Below are 16711 nucleotides of genomic sequence, written 5' to 3'. Positions count from 1 at the left end.
TCCGACGGCGGATTCGGCGGTGGCGCCGGCTGGGGGATGGCTGGTCCGACGGGTGGGCCTGATGCTGCAGGCCGCGCGAGGGGATGCGCGCATGACTCAGGAGGTGCTCGCCCTGCGGGCCGGGACCTGATCCGGATCTCTCCGGGCCGGGTCCGCGCCGGTGGTTCGCCGCCGGGCTGACGGAGATGCGCGTCGAGATCGTGCCGAGCATTACCGGCCGCCTCGTGGTAGGAGCCGGCGGGCGGGAACTGGCCGTGGTCCCGCTTGCTGAACTGCTCGAGGAGGATGCGGACGTCGCTGAGCTGCATCGCGGGTACAAGCGCGAGGCAGCTCAGCGACGTGTGGACGGTCAGTCGATCGAGTAGGCGAGGTTGGGGCGCAGCCAGCGCTCCACCTCGGCGACCGGCATGCCCCGGCGGACGGCGTAGTCCTCGATCTGGTCCTTGGCGAGGCGGCCGACGGTGAAGTAGCGCGACTCCGGGTGGGCGAAGATCAGGCCGCTGACCGCCGCGGCCGGGGTCATCGCGAACGACTCGGTGAGGCCGACGCCGATCGAGGACGTGCCGAGCAGCTCGAAGAGGTCCTTCTTCTCGCTGTGGTCGGGGCAGGCCGGGTAGCCCAGCGCCGGGCGGATGCCGCGGAACCGCTCAGCGTGCAGGTCGGCCAGCTCGGGCCGGGCGTCCGGCTCGAACCACTCGCGGCGGGCCTTGAGGTGCAGGTACTCGGCGAACGCCTCGGCCAGCCGGTCGGCGAGGGCCTTGACCATGATGGCCCGGTAGTCGTCGTGCTCGGCCTCGTACTTCTTCGCGAGGGCTTCGGCACCGTGGATTGCCACCGCGAACCCGCCCAGGTGGTCTCCGCTGGGCGCAATGTAGTCGGCCAGGCACCGGTTGGCGCGGCCGGCCGGCTTCTCGGTCTGCTGCCGCAGCATCGGGAACGAGAACCCGTTGTCCAGCTTGATGTCGTCGCCGTCAGCGTGCGCGGGCCAGAAGCCGTAGAGGCCGCGGGCCTGGAAGGAGCCCTCGGCGATGATCTGGTCGAGCAGCGTGTTGGCGTCGTCGAACAGCTCCTTGGCGACCGGCTGGTCGAGGATCGCCGGGTACTTGCCCTTCAGCTCCCAGGCCAGGAACAGGAACTGCCAGTCGATCATCCGGCGCAGCTCGGCGATGGTGGGCGCGACTTCGCGTACCCCGGTGAAGGCCGGCACCGGCAGCTCGCCGAACTCGACCGTCTCGCGGTTGGCTCGCGCCTGCGCGAGCGTGAGCAGCGGCTGCGAGTGCCGCTTCTCGTGCTGCTCGCGCAACCGCTCCTGCTCGGCCCGGTTGGCCTCGTCGAGTTTCTCGGCGCGGTTCGGGTCGAGCAGGTCCGAGACGACACCGACCACCCGGGACGCGTCGAGCACGTGCACGGTCGACGCGTCGTACGCCGGAGCGATCCGCACCGCCGTGTGCTGCTTGGACGTGGTCGCCCCGCCGATCAGCAGCGGCGTCTTCATGCCGCGCCGCTGCATCTCGGCGCCGACCGCGACCATCTCGTCCAGCGACGGGGTGATCAGGCCGGACAGGCCGATCACGTCGGCGCCCTCGGCGATCGCGGTCTCCAGGATCTTCGCGGTCGGCACCATCACGCCGAGGTCGATCACCTCGTAGTTGTTGCAGCCGAGCACCACGCCGACGATGTTCTTGCCGATGTCGTGGACGTCGCCCTTGACCGTCGCGAGGACCACCTTGCCCTGGCCGCGGGAGCCCTCCGCCTTCTCCTTCTCCATGTACGGCAGCAGGTAGGCGACCGACCGCTTCATCACCCGGGCGCTCTTGACCACCTGGGGCAGGAACATCTTGCCGGAGCCGAACAGGTCGCCGACCACGCTCATGCCGTCCATCAGCGGGCCCTCGATGACGTCGAGCGGCCGGGGCAGCTTCTGCCGGGCCTCCTCGGTGTCCGCCTCGATGAAGTCGACGATGCCGTGCACCAGGGCGTGGCTGAGCCGCTCCTCGACCTCCGCCTCGCGCCAGGACAGGTCGACCTCACGCTTGGCGCCGCTGCCGGTGACCGTGGAGGCGAAGGTGACGAGCCGGTCGGTCGCGTCCTCGCGCCGGTTGAAGATCACGTCCTCGACCAGCTCCAGCAGGTCGGCCGGGATGTCCTGGTAGACGGCGAGCTGCCCGGCGTTGACGATGCCCATGTCCAGGCCGGCCTTGACCGCGTGGAACAGGAACGCCGAGTGCATGGCCTCGCGGACCACGTCGTTGCCGCGGAAGGCGAACGACAGGTTGGAGATGCCGCCGCTGGTCCGGGCGCCGGGGCAGCGTTCCTTGATCAGCGGGAGGGCGTCGATGAAGTTCTTCGCATATCCGTTGTGCTCGGCGATGCCGGTCGCGACGGCGAGCACGTTCGGGTCGAAGATGATGTCGGTCGGGTCGAAGCCGTCGCCGACCAGCAGGTCGTAGGCCCGGGCGCAGATCTCGACCTTGCGCTCGGTGGTGTCGGCCTGACCCTGCTCGTCGAAGGCCATCACGACGACCCCGGCGCCGAAGTCGCGGATCCGCCGGGCGTGCTCGAGGAAGGGTTCCTCCCCCTCCTTGAGGCTGATCGAGTTGACCACGCCCTTGCCCTGCACGCACTTGAGGCCGGCCTCGAGCACCGAGAACTTCGAGCTGTCGATCATGATCGGGATCCGGGCCACCTCGGGCTCGGTCGCGATCAGGTTGAGGAAGGTGGTCATCGCCCGCTCGCTGTCGAGCAGGTCGGCGTCCATGTTCACGTCGAGCAGGTTGGCGCCGCCGCGGACCTGCTCCAGGGCCACGTCGACGGCGGCCTGATAGTCGTCGGCCTCGATGAGCCGGCGGAACTTGGCCGAACCGGTGACGTTGGTCCGCTCGCCGATCATGACGAACCCGGTGTCCGGGCCGATCGCGAACGGCTCCAGGCCGCTGAACCGGGTGGTCGGGGCCGGCGGCGCGATCTGCCGGGGCGCCGCACCCTGAACCGCCTGGGCGACCGCGGCGATGTGCGGCGGGGTGGTGCCGCAGCAGCCGCCGACGATGTTGACCAGTCCGTCGGCAGCGAAGCCACGGAGCAGGTCACCGGTCTCGGCGGGCGTCTGGTCGTAGCCGCCGAAGGCGTTGGGCAGGCCCGCGTTCGGGTGGGAGGCGACGTAGACGTTCGACAGGCGCGCCAAATCGGCCACGTGCGGGCGCATCTCGGCGGCGCCGAGCGAGCAGTTCACCCCGACGACCAGCGGCTCGGCGCGCTCGATGGAACGCCAGAACGCCTCGACGGTCTGGCCGGAGAGGGTGCGGCCGGAGAGGTCGACGATGGTGACCGAGATCCACAGCGGCAGCTCCGGCGCCACCTCGCGGGCGGCGGCGACGGCCGCCTTCGCGTTCAGCGTGTCGAAGATCGTCTCGATCAGCAGCAGGTCGACGCCGCCCTCGGCCAGGGCCGAGATCTGTTCCGCGTACGCCGCCTTGACCTGGTCGAAATCGACCGCGCGGTAGGCCGGGTCCTCGACCTTGGGCGAGAGCGAGAGCGTGACGTTCAGCGGGCCGATCGAGCCGGCGACGAACCGGGGACGGCCGTCGCGGGCCTCGGCCTCCTCGGCGGCCTGCCGGGCCAGCCGGGCGCCCTGCACGTTCATCTCCCGGACCAGGTGCTCCAGGCCGTAGTCGGCCTGGGCGATGCTGGTCGCGGTGAAGGTGTTGGTGGTGGTGATGTCGGCGCCGGCCGCCAGATACTGCCGGTGCACGTCGAGAATGACGTCCGGCCGGGTCAGGATCAGCAGGTCCGGGTCGCCGGTGACGTCTTTCGGGTGGTCCGCCGGGATGAGGTCGCTGCGGTAGTCGGCCGGGGTCAGCTTGGCACCCTGCAGCATGGTGCCCCACGCGCCGTCGAGCACCAGAATCCGCTCGGCGAGCAGTTCACGCAGCTTGCTGACGGTCTGAGCCATGCAGTCACCTCCGAGATGAGTCGGAGGCGCCCTTGTTTCGGGTGGATCACCGGTCGAGCGTGACGGGTGGGCCCCGCTGCAGCGCCTCTCGGCCGGAGCAATAACGATACCCACCCTTTCACTTCGCGTCGGCGTAGGCACCAACCACTGAGACGTCCAGCGGAAAACGCACCGTCGTGGCGCCGAACAGCAGCCGCCCGGCCGTTGCCGCGCTCTCGTGCACGGCCCGCACCACGTCGCCGGCCTGCTCCTCCGGACAGTGCACCACCACCTCGTCGTGCACGAACAGCACCAATTCGGCCTCGGTGCCCTCCAGCGCGGTGCGCAGCGTGGCGAGCAGGACGAGCGCCCACTCGGCAGCGGTGGCCTGGATGACGAAGTTGCGGGTGAACCGCCCCCGGGCCCGGCCGGGTGGTGGCGCCACCTCGTCCGGCGGGTCCAGGCCGGCGTCGCGCAGCGCGCTCGCGGACGGCGGGCAGGTCCGCCCCAGCCAGGACCGGACCAGCCCACCGGCCTCCCCGGTCCGGGCGGCGGCCTCCACGTACTCGAACGCGGTCGGGTACTGCCGGCGCAGCACCGCGAGAGCCGGGATCGCGTTGCCGCCGGTCTGCCCATACATCGCGCCGAGCAGGGCGACCTTGGCCTTGGCCCGGTCGCCGTCGAACGAGTCGGTGGCGAGGGCCGCGTAGAGGTCGCCGGCCGCGGCAGCGCGGGCCAGCCGCTCGTCGCCGGAGACTGCGGCCAGCACCCGGGGCTCCAACTGCCCGGCGTCGGCCACCACGAACCGCCAGCCGGGGTCGGCGATCACCGCGCGGCGGACCACCTTGGGAACCTGCAGCGCGCCGCCGCCCCGGGTGGCCCAGCGGCCGGAGACGACGCCACCCGCGACATATTCCGGACGGAAGCGGCCGTCGCGCACCCAGGCGTCGCACCAGGCCCAGCCGTGCGCCGTCCAGATGCGGTAGAGCTCCTTGAACTCCAGCAGCGGGGCGACCGCCGGATGATCGACGCCGCGCAGCACCCAGCGCCGGGTGTTGGGCACGTCGACCCCGGCCCGGGCGAACGCGCGCACCACCTCGGCCGGCGAGTCGGGATGCAGGCCACGGGTGCCGAACGCGGCGTTGATCTCGGCGGTCAGCTCGGCGAGGCGGCGGGGCGGGCCGACCGGCTGGGGTGGGCCGAGCAGCTCGCGCAGCAGCTCGTCGTGCACGTCGGCGCGCCACGGCAGCCCGGCGTGGCCCATCTCGGCGGCGATCAGCGCCCCGGCCGACTCGGCCGCCACGAGCAGCCGGAAACGGCCGGGATGACCTGTTTCGGCGATGCGGTGCAGCTGTTCCCCGTACACCTCCAGCAGGTCTTCGATCTTGATCGATGGGGCCGCGACCGCCTCGAAGAGCGCACCCTGCGCGAAACCCGGTGGCTCGGCCCCGGGCCGCAACGGATCCGGCGGGGCCGGCAGGCCGCGCGCCCGCGCTCGGGCCGCCGCCGGATTGCGTGGCTCGCCCCAGCGCCCGGCATGGCCCAGCAGCAGCGCCTCGGTCAGCTCCAGGTCGTGGCACCGGGCCACCCGGACCCCGGCCCGGAGCAGTGCCGGATAGATGTCCGAGGTGGCCGCCCAGATCCAGCGGGGATGGTCGGCGGCCTCGCGCTCGGCGACCGCCCGCGCGAGATCGCCGACGTGCCGCGACGGCGTGCCGGCGGACAGCTCCGCCAGACGGCCGCCGCGGCCGTCGGGATCGGGTGAGACGGCTACCAGCACGCCGCCATTCTCACCCGGGGGTATGACACTTCAGTGCTGGCTGGACCCGGCCCAGAGGTTGATCCCGGAATCGGTGGCGTATTTGTCGATCTCGGCCAGCTCGTCGTCGCTGAACGAGGCGTTCGCCAGCGCCGCGACGTTCGTCTCGAGCTGGGTGACGCTGCTCGCGCCGAGCACCGTGGAGGTCATCCGCGGGTCGCGCAGAACCCAGGCGATCGCCATCTGGGCTAGGCTCTGCCCGCGCCGCTCGGCGATCGCGTGCAGGGCCCGGACCTTCTCCAGGTTCTCGTCGCTGAGCAGGTCGGTGCTCAGCGACTTGTCCTCACTGGCCCGCGAGCCCTCCGGCACCCCGTTGAGGTAGCGGTCGGTGAGCATGCCCTGGGCGAGCGGCGAGAACGCGATGCAGCCGGCGCCCACCCCGTCCAGGGTGTCCAGCAGGCCGTTCTCGATCCAGCGGTTCAGCATCGAGTAGGACGGCTGGTGGATCAGCAGGGGTGTGCCGAGGCTCCGCAGGATCGCGGCGGCCTCGGCGGTCTTCTCCGGCGAGTAGCTCGAGATGCCGACGTAGAGGGCCTTGCCGGCCCGCACCGCGGCGTCCAGCGCGCCCATCGTCTCCTCGAGGGGCGTCTCCGGGTCGAAGCGGTGCGAGTAGAAGATGTCGACGCAGTCCAGGCCCATCCGCTGCAGCGACTGGTCCAGCGACGCGGTCAGGTACTTGCGGGAACCCCAGTCGCCGTACGGGCCGGGCCACATGTCGTAGCCAGCCTTCGTGGAGATGACCAGCTCGTCACGGTGCGCCCGGAAGTCGGTGGCCAGGACGCGGCCGAAGTTCGACTCGGCCGACCCGTACGGCGGGCCGTAGTTGTTGGCCAGGTCGAAGTGGGTGATGCCCAGGTCGAAGGCCCGGCGCAGGATGGCCCGCTGGGTCTCCAGGGGCTTGTCGTCGCCGAAGTTGTGCCAGAGGCCGAGCGAGATCTCGGGCAGCTTCAGGCCGCTGCGGCCGGAACGGCGGTACTCCATGTCAGTTCAGCTCCGCGAGATCGTCGGCGGTCAAGTCAAGATCGACAGCGGCGGCGGAGTCGGCGATCGTTTCCGGACGCGAAGAGCCGGGGATCGGGATCGAGATCGGGGACTTGGCGAGGTGCCAGGCCAGGCAGACGCGTTGCGGGCTCACCCCGTACCGCTCGGCCACCGCGGCGAAAGCCGCCGCGTGCCCGCCCAGCTCGGCCGCCCGGCTGATCCCGCCCAACGGCGACCAGGGCAGGAAGGCGATGCCCAGCTCGGTGCAGAGCTCCAGCTCCGGCTCGGACGAGCGGAACGCCGGGGAGAACTGGTTCTGCACGGAAACCAGGCGGCCTCCGAGGATCTCCTGCGCCTCACGGATCTGCGCGGGGTTCGCGTTGGAGATGCCCGCCATCCGGATCTTGCCGGCGTCGAGCAGGTCACGGATCGCGCCGATCGAGTCCGCGTAGGGAACCCGCGGGTCCGGCCGGTGGTGCTGGTAGAGGCCGATGGCCTCGACCCCGAGGCGCTTGAGCGAGGCCTCGCAGGCCTGCTTCAGGTAGTCCGGGGAGCTGTTCAGGGTCCAGCTTCCGTCGCCGGGCCGCAGGTGCCCGCCCTTGGTGGCGACCAGTACGCCCGAAGCGTCCCCGCCATAACTCGCCAGCGCCCGGGCGATCAGCGACTCGTTGTGCCCGACCTCGTCCGCATGCAGGTGGTACGCGTCCGCCGTGTCGATCAGGGTCACGCCGGCATCGAGCGCGGCGTGGATGGTGCGGATCGAGCGGTCCTCGTCCGGACGGCCCTCGATCGACATCGGCATGCCGCCGAGGCCGATCGCACTGACTTCTACGTCACCGATTCGTCGGGTTTGCATGAGCTCCACCTTTGTCTGCGGGAGACGTCGCGTCCAACAGAAGAAACCGCTCGGATTAAGCAGCTAAGGTGCTCAATCGTGGAACTGCGGCATCTCGAGTATTTCGTGGCCGTCGCCGAGGAGCAGCACTTCACCCGTGCCGCCAAGCGGATGCGGGTGGCCCAGTCCGGGTTGTCCGCCTCGATCCGGGCGCTGGAGCGCGATCTGGACGCCGAGCTGTTCGTCCGGCACACCCGCCGGGTCGAGCTCACCGACGCCGGGCAGGCGCTGCTCACCGAGGCGCACCGGACGCTGGCCAGCGCGGCGGCGGCCCGCAACGCGGTGGCCGCGGTGCGCGGGCTGCTGCGCGGCAGTCTGGCGGTCGGCTCCGAGCAGTGCCTCGGGGTGATCGACCTGCCCCCGCTGGTCGCCGCTTTCCGTCGCGCGCATCCCGGCGTCGAGGTGCGATTGCGCTACGCCGGCTCCGGCCATCTCGTCGAGCAGGTGCGCACCGGGCAGTTGAACGCCGGGTTCGTCGCGCTCCCCGGTCCGGCGCCGGACGGGGTACGCCTGCTGTCGCTCGGCGTCGAGTCGATGATGCTGCTCTGCCACCCGGCACACGTCCTGGCCGAGCAGGACGAGGTGTCGGTGAGCGATCTGGCCGGCGAGGACTTCGTCGACTTCAGCCCGGACTGGGGCGCTCGCGGGGTCAACGACCTCACCTTCGCCCGGGCCGGGGCCGAGCGGCGCATCGCGGTCGAGGTGAACGACGTGCACACCCTGCTCGACTTCGTGCACCAGGGCCTCGGCGTCGCCCTGGTGCCCGCTCCGGTGACCCGCAAGCCGCACGCCAAGGGCCTGCACGCGGCCGCGGTCTCCGGTTCGGGACCGGCCTGGCAGGTCTCGGTCGCCCTGCCCTCCGGAACACCGGCAGGGCCGGCCACCGACGCCCTGCTACGGCTGGCCCTGCCGGACGGTCCGCGGTGAGCCCCCGTGACTCACCGAGGGCTCTTCTACTTGACCGCGCCGGCGGTCAGACCGGCCTGGATCTGCCGCTGGAAGATCGCGTAGACGACGATCATCGGCAGGATGGAGAGGGTGAGCGCGGCGAACAGCTGGCCCCACTGAGCCTGGTAACCGGCCGACACGCTGATGTTCGCGATGCCCTGGGTCAGCACGTACTTCGACTCGCTCTGCATGATCACGACCGGTAGGAGGTACTGGTTCCACTGGCCGACGATGTTGAAGATCGTGATGCTGACCAGGCCGGACTTCGCCATCGGCATCATCACCTGGAAGAACCGGCGCAGGTGCCCGGCGCCGTCCACGGTCGCCGCCTCCTCGATCTCGTACGGCAGCGTGCGGAAGAACGCCACCAGGAAGAAGACCGTGAACGACAGCGAGTAGGCGATGTAGATCAGGATCAGGCCGGTGAACGAGTCCAGCAGGTTCAGCGACTGCGCGATGCCGAACAGCGGGGCCAGCGCCATGAAGGTCGGGAAGGCCAGCCCGGACACGAACAGGTAGTAGATGAACCGGTTGCCGACGAACTTGTAGCGGGCCAGCACGTACGCGGCCATCGACCCGAGCAGCATGGTGCCGGCCGTGCTCACCAGCACCACGAAGACGCTGTTCAGGAAGTACTCGCCGATGTGCGCCTCGCGCCAGGCGTCGGCGTAGCTGGTGAACGAGAAGCTGGACGGCAGCCCGAACGGCTCGCCGAGGAAGATCTCCTCGTTGGTCTTGAACGAGGCCAGCACCACCCAGATCAGCGGGCCGACGGTGGCGAGCGCCCAGAGGAAGAGGGCCAGGTGCGCCACGCCGCCGAGCGGGTTGGCGCGGCGCCTCTCGCGGGACTTACCAGCGGCGCGCTCCGGCTTCACCGTCGCATCGGCGGTCTTCTCGCTGGTGAGGTTCGTCATCATGTCTCGCAATCAGGCTTCGACGCTGTCGCGACGGGTGACCCGCAGGGTCAGCCACGCGAAGCTCAGGGCCAGGAAGAACAGCACTACGCCGATCGCCGAGGCGTAGCCGGCCTGGGAGTACTTGAAGGCGTTGAGATAGATCTGCATGCTCAGCACCTGGGTCGAGTTGTTCGGGCCGCCCTGGTTCACGGTCATGATGTTGACCAGCGCGAACGCGTCGAAGGCGGCGATCCCGAGGTAGATCCAGGCGACCTGGATGTTGCCCCAGAGCAGCGGCATGGTGATCTTGAAGAAGAGGGTGATCCGGTTCGCGCCGTCCAGGGCGGCCGCCTCGTAGATCTCCTGCCCGATCGAGCCCATGCCGGCCGAGAAGAGCACCACGTAGAAGCCGACCGCCTGCCAGACCAGCACGATCAGGATGCAGGTCAGCGCCCAGTTCTCGTCGGCCAGGAACAGCCACGGCTCCCACGAGTCCGGGAGCAGGCCGTTGATCATGCCGCTCTTGTCCGGGCCGTACACCCGCTGGAAGATCACCGCGACCAGGGCCAGCGCCAGCAGCTGCGGGAAGAAGAAGACCACCCGGTAGACCTTCGAGCCCCAGACCCCGCGGGTCATGCCGCCCTTCGAGCCGCCGCCGACGTTCAGCAGGAAGGCGAAGAGCAGCGCGATCGCGATGGTCGCGAGCGGCATCACGAGCAGCAGGTAGGCGTTGTGCCGCAACGCCGTCCAGATGACCGGGTCGTTCCAGAGCTTCACGAAGTTGTCGAAGCCGATGTCCTTGAACGTGCCGTAGCCGGTCCAGTCGGTCAGCGACAGCCGGAACATCTGCAGGTACGCGCCGACCACGAAGATGGCGTACAGCGCCACCGGCACGGCAAGGAAACCGATGATGAAGGGATACTTGCCGTGCCGCATGGCGCTCTACCGTCCTACTAACTGGGGTTCTCGTCAGGCCCGGGTGTTCTTGGAGATCGAGGAGTCCTTGGCGACCTCCTGGGCCACCTTCTCCATCGTGTCGCAGAACTTCTGCGCGTCGCCGCCGTTGAACATCAGGGCGTTGACGGCCTCCAGCGAGGCGTCGTTCATCTTCTTGTACCAGGTGTCCCAGAGGTAGCCCATGAAGACGTCCTTGCCGGCCTTGCTCAGCATGTCGTTACCGCTGGTCAGACCGGGCGAGATGGTCTGGCCGTCGGCCGCGCCGGCGACCACGGTGAGCGACTTGGTGAGCTTGGTGAACTCCAGCGCAGCCGCCTTGGAGAGCATGACCCGCAGGTACTCCTTGCCGCCCTGGACGTTCTTGCCCTTGGTCGACGCGAAGTAGATCTCGCCGGCCGCCGCGTTGATCGCGGTCGCCGGGAGCTGGTCCGAAGCCGTCACGCTGGGGTACGGCATGACCGCGTACTCGAAGTTCGGCGTGATGCTGGCGGCCTGCTCGTTCTCCAGCCAGGAGCCGCACGGGTAGATCGCGACCTTGTCCTGGTTCTGCTGAAGCTGGACCTCGGTGTGCCGCAGGCCGAGGAAGCTCTTGTTCATGTACTTGGCGCCGATCTGGCCCCAGGCCTCGGCCGCCTGCTTGATGGCGGGGGCCTGCCACGCGCCCGGCTTGAGGTTGTCCAGGTCCTTCAGAACCTGCTCGGTGCCGATCTTGGCCGCGCTCGTCATGATCGCGCGGACCATGTAGTAGGAGGCGTTCGCACCCGCGTACGCGAACGGCGTGATGCCGGCCGCCTTGATCTTGTCGCACAGGGCGGTGAAGTCGGCCCAGGTCGTCGGCGCGGTCCAGCCGTTCTTCTCGAACAGCTTCTTGTTGTAGTACAGGCCGAAGACGGTGAAGGAGTAGTTCACCGCGAACGGCTTGCGGCCGCCCTCGACGTCGTACGTGCCCTGCTCGATCGCACCGGGAACCAGCGTCTCGCCGACGGTCTTGCCCTCGACGTCGAACGACGGCGCCGCGAACAGGTCGGTCAGGTCGGCCGCCTGGCCGGCCTTGACGATGGCGCCGAAGTCCATCATGTCCGCGCCCGAGTTGTTGATCATGTCGGGGGCGTTGCCGGCGTTGAGCCGCGGCTTGATCGTGGTGGCGATCTGCTCGGTCGCGTTGTAGGTGACCTTCGACTCCGGCCACTTCTTGGTGTACATCGGGGTGTCGACGTCGGTGGCGTACTTGGTGCCGAGACCACCGTCGAAGATGACGATCTCGATGCCGGCCTTCGGGTCGATGCCCAGCGGGTTGTCCGCCGACTTCGTCCCGGTGGCCTGCTCGTTCTCCTCGTCACCGCCGCCGCCGACGCAGGCGCTGAGCATGCCCACCGCGGGGATGGAGGCGAAACCGACCGCGGCCGTGCGACGGAGCAGGGAACGACGGTCCAGCTCGGAGTTCGTTATGTCAGACATCGATGTCCCTTTCAGATCAACCCTTGACGGCGCCGGCCGTCAAACCGGTGGCGATGTTGCGTTGGATCAGCAGGAAGAAGACCACCACAGGAATGGATGTGATGATCGCACCGGCCATGAGCGGGCCCCAGGCGGTACCCCGCTCGGTCTGGTTGTAGAGCAGCCAGGCCATCAGGTTCTGCTTTTCCGGACTGTTCAGCGTGTTGATGATGATGAACTCGTTCCACGCCTGGATGAAGCCGTAGACCGAGGTGGCGACCAGGCCGGGGCCGGTGAGCGGCAGGATGATCCGCCAGAACACCTGCGGCCGGGAACATCCGTCGATCATCGCGGCCTCGTCGAGCTCGCGCGGGATGCCGGAGATGAAACCACGCAGCGTCCACACCGTGTACGGCAGCAGCAGCACAAGGTAGACCAGGGCCACGCCCACCAGCGAGTTGGTGAGCTGAGCCCGCTGCATCATCAGGAAGAGCGGGATGAGCAGCGCCAGGAACGGCACCAGCTGCACGGCCAGCACGACCAGGATGATCGCCTTGCGGCCGTAGAACTGGAACCGGGCGATCGCCAGCGCCGCGAGGAAGCCGACCACGAGGGCCGCGGCCACCGCCATCGCCGTGATGATCAAACCGTTGATCATCGCCGGGATGAACAGCTCCTCGCCGAGGGCGGACTTGAAGTTGTCCAGGGTCGGGTTCGCCGGCAGGAAGGTCGGCGTGAAGCTGCGTACCTCGCTGTCCGGCTTGAAGGCGGTGTTCAGCACCCAGTACACCGGGAAGAGCATGACCAGGCCGAAAACGATGCCCGTGGTGTTCGCGAAGAACGTGCCCGTGCGGCTGCGTCCGACGGTGACGACACCCTCGTCGTGGCGAGCCATCAGTCCACCTCTCCGATCTTGAACATCTGGCGGATGTAGAACACCATCACGCCGAACATCAGCACCACGGTGATCACCGCGATCGCCGAACCGTAGCTGTACCGGGACTGCCCGAACGCCTGCGTGTACGAGAAGGTTGACAGAGTCTGATAGACCGGTTCGGGGTGACCGTCCCGCAATGCCCAGTTCTGGGTGAAGAGGCCGAAGTTCCAGATCACCGACAGCGTCGTGACGATGGTCAACAGCGGCTTCAGGATCGGCAGCGTGATGTTGCGCAGCGACTGCCAGGACGAGGCGCCGTCCACCGTCGCGGCCTCCAGGAGCTCCTTCGGCACCTGGGTGAGGCCGGCGCTCAGCGAGATCGCCAGGAACGGGATGCCGGCCCAGACCACCAGCGCGGTGATCACCGCCCAGCCCTCCCACGGGTTGACGAACCAGCTGTGATTCGCGAAATCCACCCCGGGGATCTTGTCGATCAGGTAGTTCAGGACGCCGAAGTCCGAGTCGGTCAGCCAGCGGAACGCCTGCGCGGCGACCAGCTGGGGCAGCGCCCAGACGAACATCATCGCGATCATCATGAAGATGCGAACCTTGGCGTGTACCCGGCGCATCAGCAGCGCGATGCTCAGGCCGAGCAGCACCGAGACGGTGACCGAGACGACCGTGAAGGCCGCGGTACGCGCCACGACCCCCCAGAAGACGCCGTCACCCAGCGCCTTTGTGTACTGCTCGAAGCCGACCCACGGCGGCGTCAAGCCGGTGATGAGCTCCCGCAGCCGCATGTTCTGGAACGACAGCACGATCATGCGGTACAGCGGATAGGCGAGCAGCGCTGCCAGGATCAGGAGCGTGGGCAGGGAAAGCAGCCACGGGACCCGGGTCTCGCTGCGGTTACGACGACGCGCCCGGTGCGTGGGCTGCGGCTTCGGCGGAGCCGGCTGCGTCTCCGGCGGGGAGTCGACGGCGTACATCAGTGATCCCTCCAGGCGTACCGCCCGCCCCCTCGATCAGGGAGCGGGCGGCACAGCGAATCAGGCCTCGTTGAGCGTGGTGTTGATCTGCTCGTCGGCCCACTTGGCGCCGTCGGCCACCGACTTCTTGCCGGTCAGGATGTCGGTCAGCATGGTCTGGAGAACGTTGCCCTTCTCCACGTCGGCCCACTTCTCCGCGTTCGGCGGGAACCAGCTCGACTTGGCGGCGAGCGCGGCGTTCGCGATGGCGGGGTTCTCAGCGGCCTTGTCCAGCAGCGCGGTCGAGTTCGGCAGCGCGTTGGCCTTGATCAGGCCCTCCATCGACTTGCTGTCGGTGAAGGCCTTGATCCACTGAGCGGCGAGCTCCTTGTTGGCGCTCTTCTGGGTCACGCCCAGGTTCGAGCCACCGAGGAAGGAGGGGATCTCCGGCATCGGCGCGGCGGCCAGCTTGCCCTTCACCTTGGTCGGGACCAGCGGCGAGTTCGGGTCGTTCGGGTCCTTGCGGGTCTCCTCCGCCGAGCCCTGCTCCCAGGCGTTGCCGTAGAACATGCCGCCCGAGCCCTGCGCGAAGATGCCGGCCTGCTCGTTCTCGTTCTTGGTGACGTCAGCCTTCGAGTACTTCTTGGTCATGTCGACCCACTTCTGCAGACCCTCCTGGGACTGCGGGGAGGACAGCTGGCCGACCCACTTGTCGCCCTCCTTCTTGGCGATCTCGCCACCGGAGGACTTGACCCACGACATCGCCGCGTACCAGTACTGGCCCGGCATGTAGACGGCGCTGAACTTCTTGTCCGCCGCGTTGCCGGTCTGCAGCTTCTCGGCGGCCGCGAGGAAGTCCGCGTACGTCTTCGGGGCCTCGGTGATGCCGGCCTTCTCGTACAGGTCCTTGCGGTAGATCAGCACGCGCGCACCGGCGTAGTAGGGCACGCAGTAGGTCTTGCCGTCCAGCTCGCAGGCGCCCGACAGACCCGACAGCCAGGTGTCGGAGTTCTCGAAGTCACCCTTGTTCAGCTCGGCGAAGCCGCCGTTGAAGACGTACTTCGAGAACTCGGTGTTGCCGAGCTCGACCACGTCCGGAACGTCCGAGCCGGCCAGCGTCGCGTCCAGCTTGGTGAGGTGGTTGGCCCACTGCTGGTACTCGACCTTGACCTGCGCGCCGGTGGCGTCGGTGAACCGCTTGGTGGCGTCCTCGACCACGCTCTTCCAGGCGGTCTCGGCGTCGACCATGAGCCAGACCTTCAGGGTCTTACCGGCGCCGTCGACCTTGGCGTTGGCCGAGGTGGCGCCCTCTTCGGCGTCCGAGCCACCGCACGCGGCGGCGCCGAACAGCGTTGCCGCGAGCGCCGCGGCAACCGCGATCTTGCGCTTCACTTTTCCTCCCCAGGGGGTTTTCATTCTTCGAAAAAGAGGGTTCAGCTGTCCTTCGCGGCCTTGTGCCCGTGCACCGCTTGAGCGGTGCGCTGGAACGCGGCATGCGAACGTTCGTGGGTACGTTGCGCGACGGCGACGTACAGGAGGTCCAGGACGACCAGCTGGGGATGGCGCGCGCTGAGCGCGTCCGGCCGGAAGGTCGTCGCCTGCGTGGCGGTGAGCAGGACGATGTCGGCGAGCTCGGCCAGCGGAGAGCGGGGGAAGCTGGTCAGCGCGATGGTGGTGGCGCCCCGGCTGCTCGCCTCGGCGAGCAGCTCGATCGTCTCGCCGGTCTCGCCACTGTGCGAGATACCGAGCGCGACGTCGCCGGGCCTCGACAGCGCGGCGCTGGCCAGACCGTTGTGCACGTCGGTCCAGGCCCACACCGGGATGCCGATGCGGTGAAGGCTGAACTGCATCTCTTCGCCGACCAGCGCACTTCCGCTGGCGCCGAAGATGTTCACCCGCGGCGCGGCGGCGATCGCCACCGCGGCCCGCGCCACCTCACCCAGATCCAGCAGCGAGGCGGTGTCGTGCATGGCCCGGGTGTCGGCCGCCATGATCTGGCCGAGGACCCGCTCCAGCGGGTCGTTCGGCTGGATCTCGCGGCCGATGTCCACGGTCCATCCGGCCGAGCGGGCCCGGCCGGTCTCCGCCGCGATGCCGAGGCGGAGGTCCGCGTAGCCGTCGAAGCCGACCGCCCGGCAGAACCGGGTGATGGTCGCCGGCGAGGTTCCGCTGCGCTCGGCCAGTTCGACGATCGTGGCCCGCGACGCGGCGGCCGGGTCCGCGAGCACCTGCTCGGCGACCCGCTGCAGCGCCCCGGTGAACTCCGGGAGCAGCGTGCGCACCCGCAGCAGCACTCCGTCGGTTGCCATGTCGTTCGCGAGCTGCGGAATCCCGTTAAGGGCGGCACGGTCGCGAACCAGCGAGTCGGCGACCGCGGTCAACGCGGTGCCGTCCATCTCCGGCTCAGCCATCGGACACCCTTTCAGGAAGGACTGTTTACTGTCGCGGTAAAAGTTCTTACTAACCGCCCCTCGCTGTCAAGACTGTGAAGGAAGTTTTCAAAACGTGACCTGGCCTGCGGCAATGAACAGATGTTTCGCGGAGGCCGGATGACAGCCATCGATCCGGAAATAACCCTTACGACGTGACCGCCATCACGTGCCCCTGTTAAGCCCGATTTGCCCTCGGCCGTTCGTCAGCAGTCGCCCAACCGATCGGCGGGCGCAAGGTAGGCCGTTCGGCCACTCCCGGTGACGCGGCGACATCGCGCCGTTACACACGAAACAAGATCAAAAAAATTCTCGGTACGGGTCCGCGCCGCGGCCGCCGGAGCTACACCTGCCCGCCACATCCGGCCCAGCCAGGCACAACACCGGGCCCTACGGGGGCCGCCGGGCTGATGCGGTGGTTCCTCAGCTGACGCTGAGTGCTGTTTCCGGCACCCGGAAACAGCACCAGCCGTCAGCCCCGCCCACCCGGCTGACGCCCAGCGTCGCTTCGCGACGCCCGAAGCAGCACTCACCGTCAGCCCCGCCCACCCGGCTGACGCCCAGCGTCGCTTCGCG

The 16711-nt window shown here is 68.8% G+C and carries 13 protein-coding genes; 2 read left to right on the top strand and 11 right to left on the bottom strand.

Features of this window, described 5'->3' with window-relative positions; translation table 11 throughout:
* Positions 1 to 185: 185 nt before the first annotated feature.
* Positions 186 to 365 (top strand): hypothetical protein, encoded by a 180-nt coding sequence (locus OHA21_RS49135; protein WP_328467477.1) that lies wholly within the window; start codon positions 186 to 188, stop codon positions 363 to 365.
* Here the strand turns inward: OHA21_RS49135 and metH are convergent.
* The 4 genes from metH to OHA21_RS49115 form a co-directional block, all read right to left on the bottom strand.
* The gene (metH, locus tag OHA21_RS49130; protein WP_328467475.1) at positions 350 to 3949 is read right to left on the bottom strand and encodes a methionine synthase; all 3600 of its coding nucleotides are present in this window, start codon (positions 3947 to 3949) and stop codon (positions 350 to 352) included. The genes OHA21_RS49135 and metH overlap by 16 nt on opposite strands.
* A gap of 118 nt (positions 3950 to 4067) precedes the next feature.
* A complete protein-coding gene (locus OHA21_RS49125; protein ID WP_328467473.1) occupies positions 4068 to 5708 on the bottom strand; it encodes a bifunctional 3'-5' exonuclease/DNA polymerase in 1641 nt (546 codons plus the stop codon).
* Positions 5709 to 5738: 30 nt separating this feature from the next.
* Positions 5739 to 6728 (bottom strand): L-glyceraldehyde 3-phosphate reductase, encoded by a 990-nt coding sequence (mgrA, locus tag OHA21_RS49120; RefSeq protein ID WP_328467471.1) that lies wholly within the window; start codon positions 6726 to 6728, stop codon positions 5739 to 5741.
* Position 6729: 1 nt separating this feature from the next.
* Complete coding sequence (locus OHA21_RS49115) at positions 6730 to 7584, bottom strand: aldo/keto reductase (protein WP_328467469.1); 855 nt, start codon at positions 7582 to 7584, stop codon at positions 6730 to 6732.
* 78 nt (positions 7585 to 7662) lie between these two features.
* Between OHA21_RS49115 and OHA21_RS49110 the strand changes: the two genes are divergently transcribed.
* Positions 7663 to 8550, top strand: a complete 888-nt coding sequence (locus OHA21_RS49110; protein ID WP_328467467.1) for a LysR family transcriptional regulator — start codon at positions 7663 to 7665, stop codon at positions 8548 to 8550.
* Positions 8551 to 8576: 26 nt separating this feature from the next.
* On the opposite strand, the gene OHA21_RS49105 is transcribed toward OHA21_RS49110, so the two are convergent.
* The 7 genes from OHA21_RS49105 to OHA21_RS49075 are packed head-to-tail and all read right to left on the bottom strand — an operon-like array spanning position 8577 to position 16117.
* On the bottom strand, positions 8577 to 9485 hold the full coding sequence (locus OHA21_RS49105; protein WP_442875221.1) for a carbohydrate ABC transporter permease: 909 nt from the start codon (positions 9483 to 9485) through the stop codon (positions 8577 to 8579).
* 12 nt (positions 9486 to 9497) lie between these two features.
* A complete protein-coding gene (locus tag OHA21_RS49100; protein ID WP_328467463.1) occupies positions 9498 to 10403 on the bottom strand; it encodes a carbohydrate ABC transporter permease in 906 nt (301 codons plus the stop codon).
* Positions 10404 to 10436: 33 nt separating this feature from the next.
* Positions 10437 to 11882, bottom strand: a complete 1446-nt coding sequence (gene ngcE / locus OHA21_RS49095) for an N-acetylglucosamine/diacetylchitobiose ABC transporter substrate-binding protein (protein WP_328467461.1) — start codon at positions 11880 to 11882, stop codon at positions 10437 to 10439.
* A gap of 16 nt (positions 11883 to 11898) precedes the next feature.
* Positions 11899 to 12756 (bottom strand): carbohydrate ABC transporter permease, encoded by an 858-nt coding sequence (locus OHA21_RS49090; RefSeq protein WP_328467459.1) that lies wholly within the window; start codon positions 12754 to 12756, stop codon positions 11899 to 11901.
* Complete coding sequence (locus tag OHA21_RS49085; RefSeq protein WP_328467457.1) at positions 12756 to 13727, bottom strand: carbohydrate ABC transporter permease; 972 nt, start codon at positions 13725 to 13727, stop codon at positions 12756 to 12758. Before OHA21_RS49085 ends, OHA21_RS49090 begins: the two co-directional genes overlap by 1 nt.
* A gap of 60 nt (positions 13728 to 13787) precedes the next feature.
* Positions 13788 to 15098, bottom strand: a complete 1311-nt coding sequence (locus OHA21_RS49080) for an extracellular solute-binding protein (RefSeq protein WP_328467455.1) — start codon at positions 15096 to 15098, stop codon at positions 13788 to 13790.
* 41 nt (positions 15099 to 15139) lie between these two features.
* Positions 15140 to 16117, bottom strand: coding sequence for a MurR/RpiR family transcriptional regulator (locus tag OHA21_RS49075; RefSeq protein WP_328467453.1), 978 nt, complete (start codon positions 16115 to 16117; stop codon positions 15140 to 15142).
* Between the last annotated feature and the right edge of the window lie 594 nt (positions 16118 to 16711).

It is taken from the genome of Actinoplanes sp. NBC_00393, assembly GCF_036053395.1.
Classification (GTDB): domain Bacteria; phylum Actinomycetota; class Actinomycetes; order Mycobacteriales; family Micromonosporaceae; genus Actinoplanes.
This window is presented reverse-complemented; position numbering and strand designations above follow the sequence as displayed.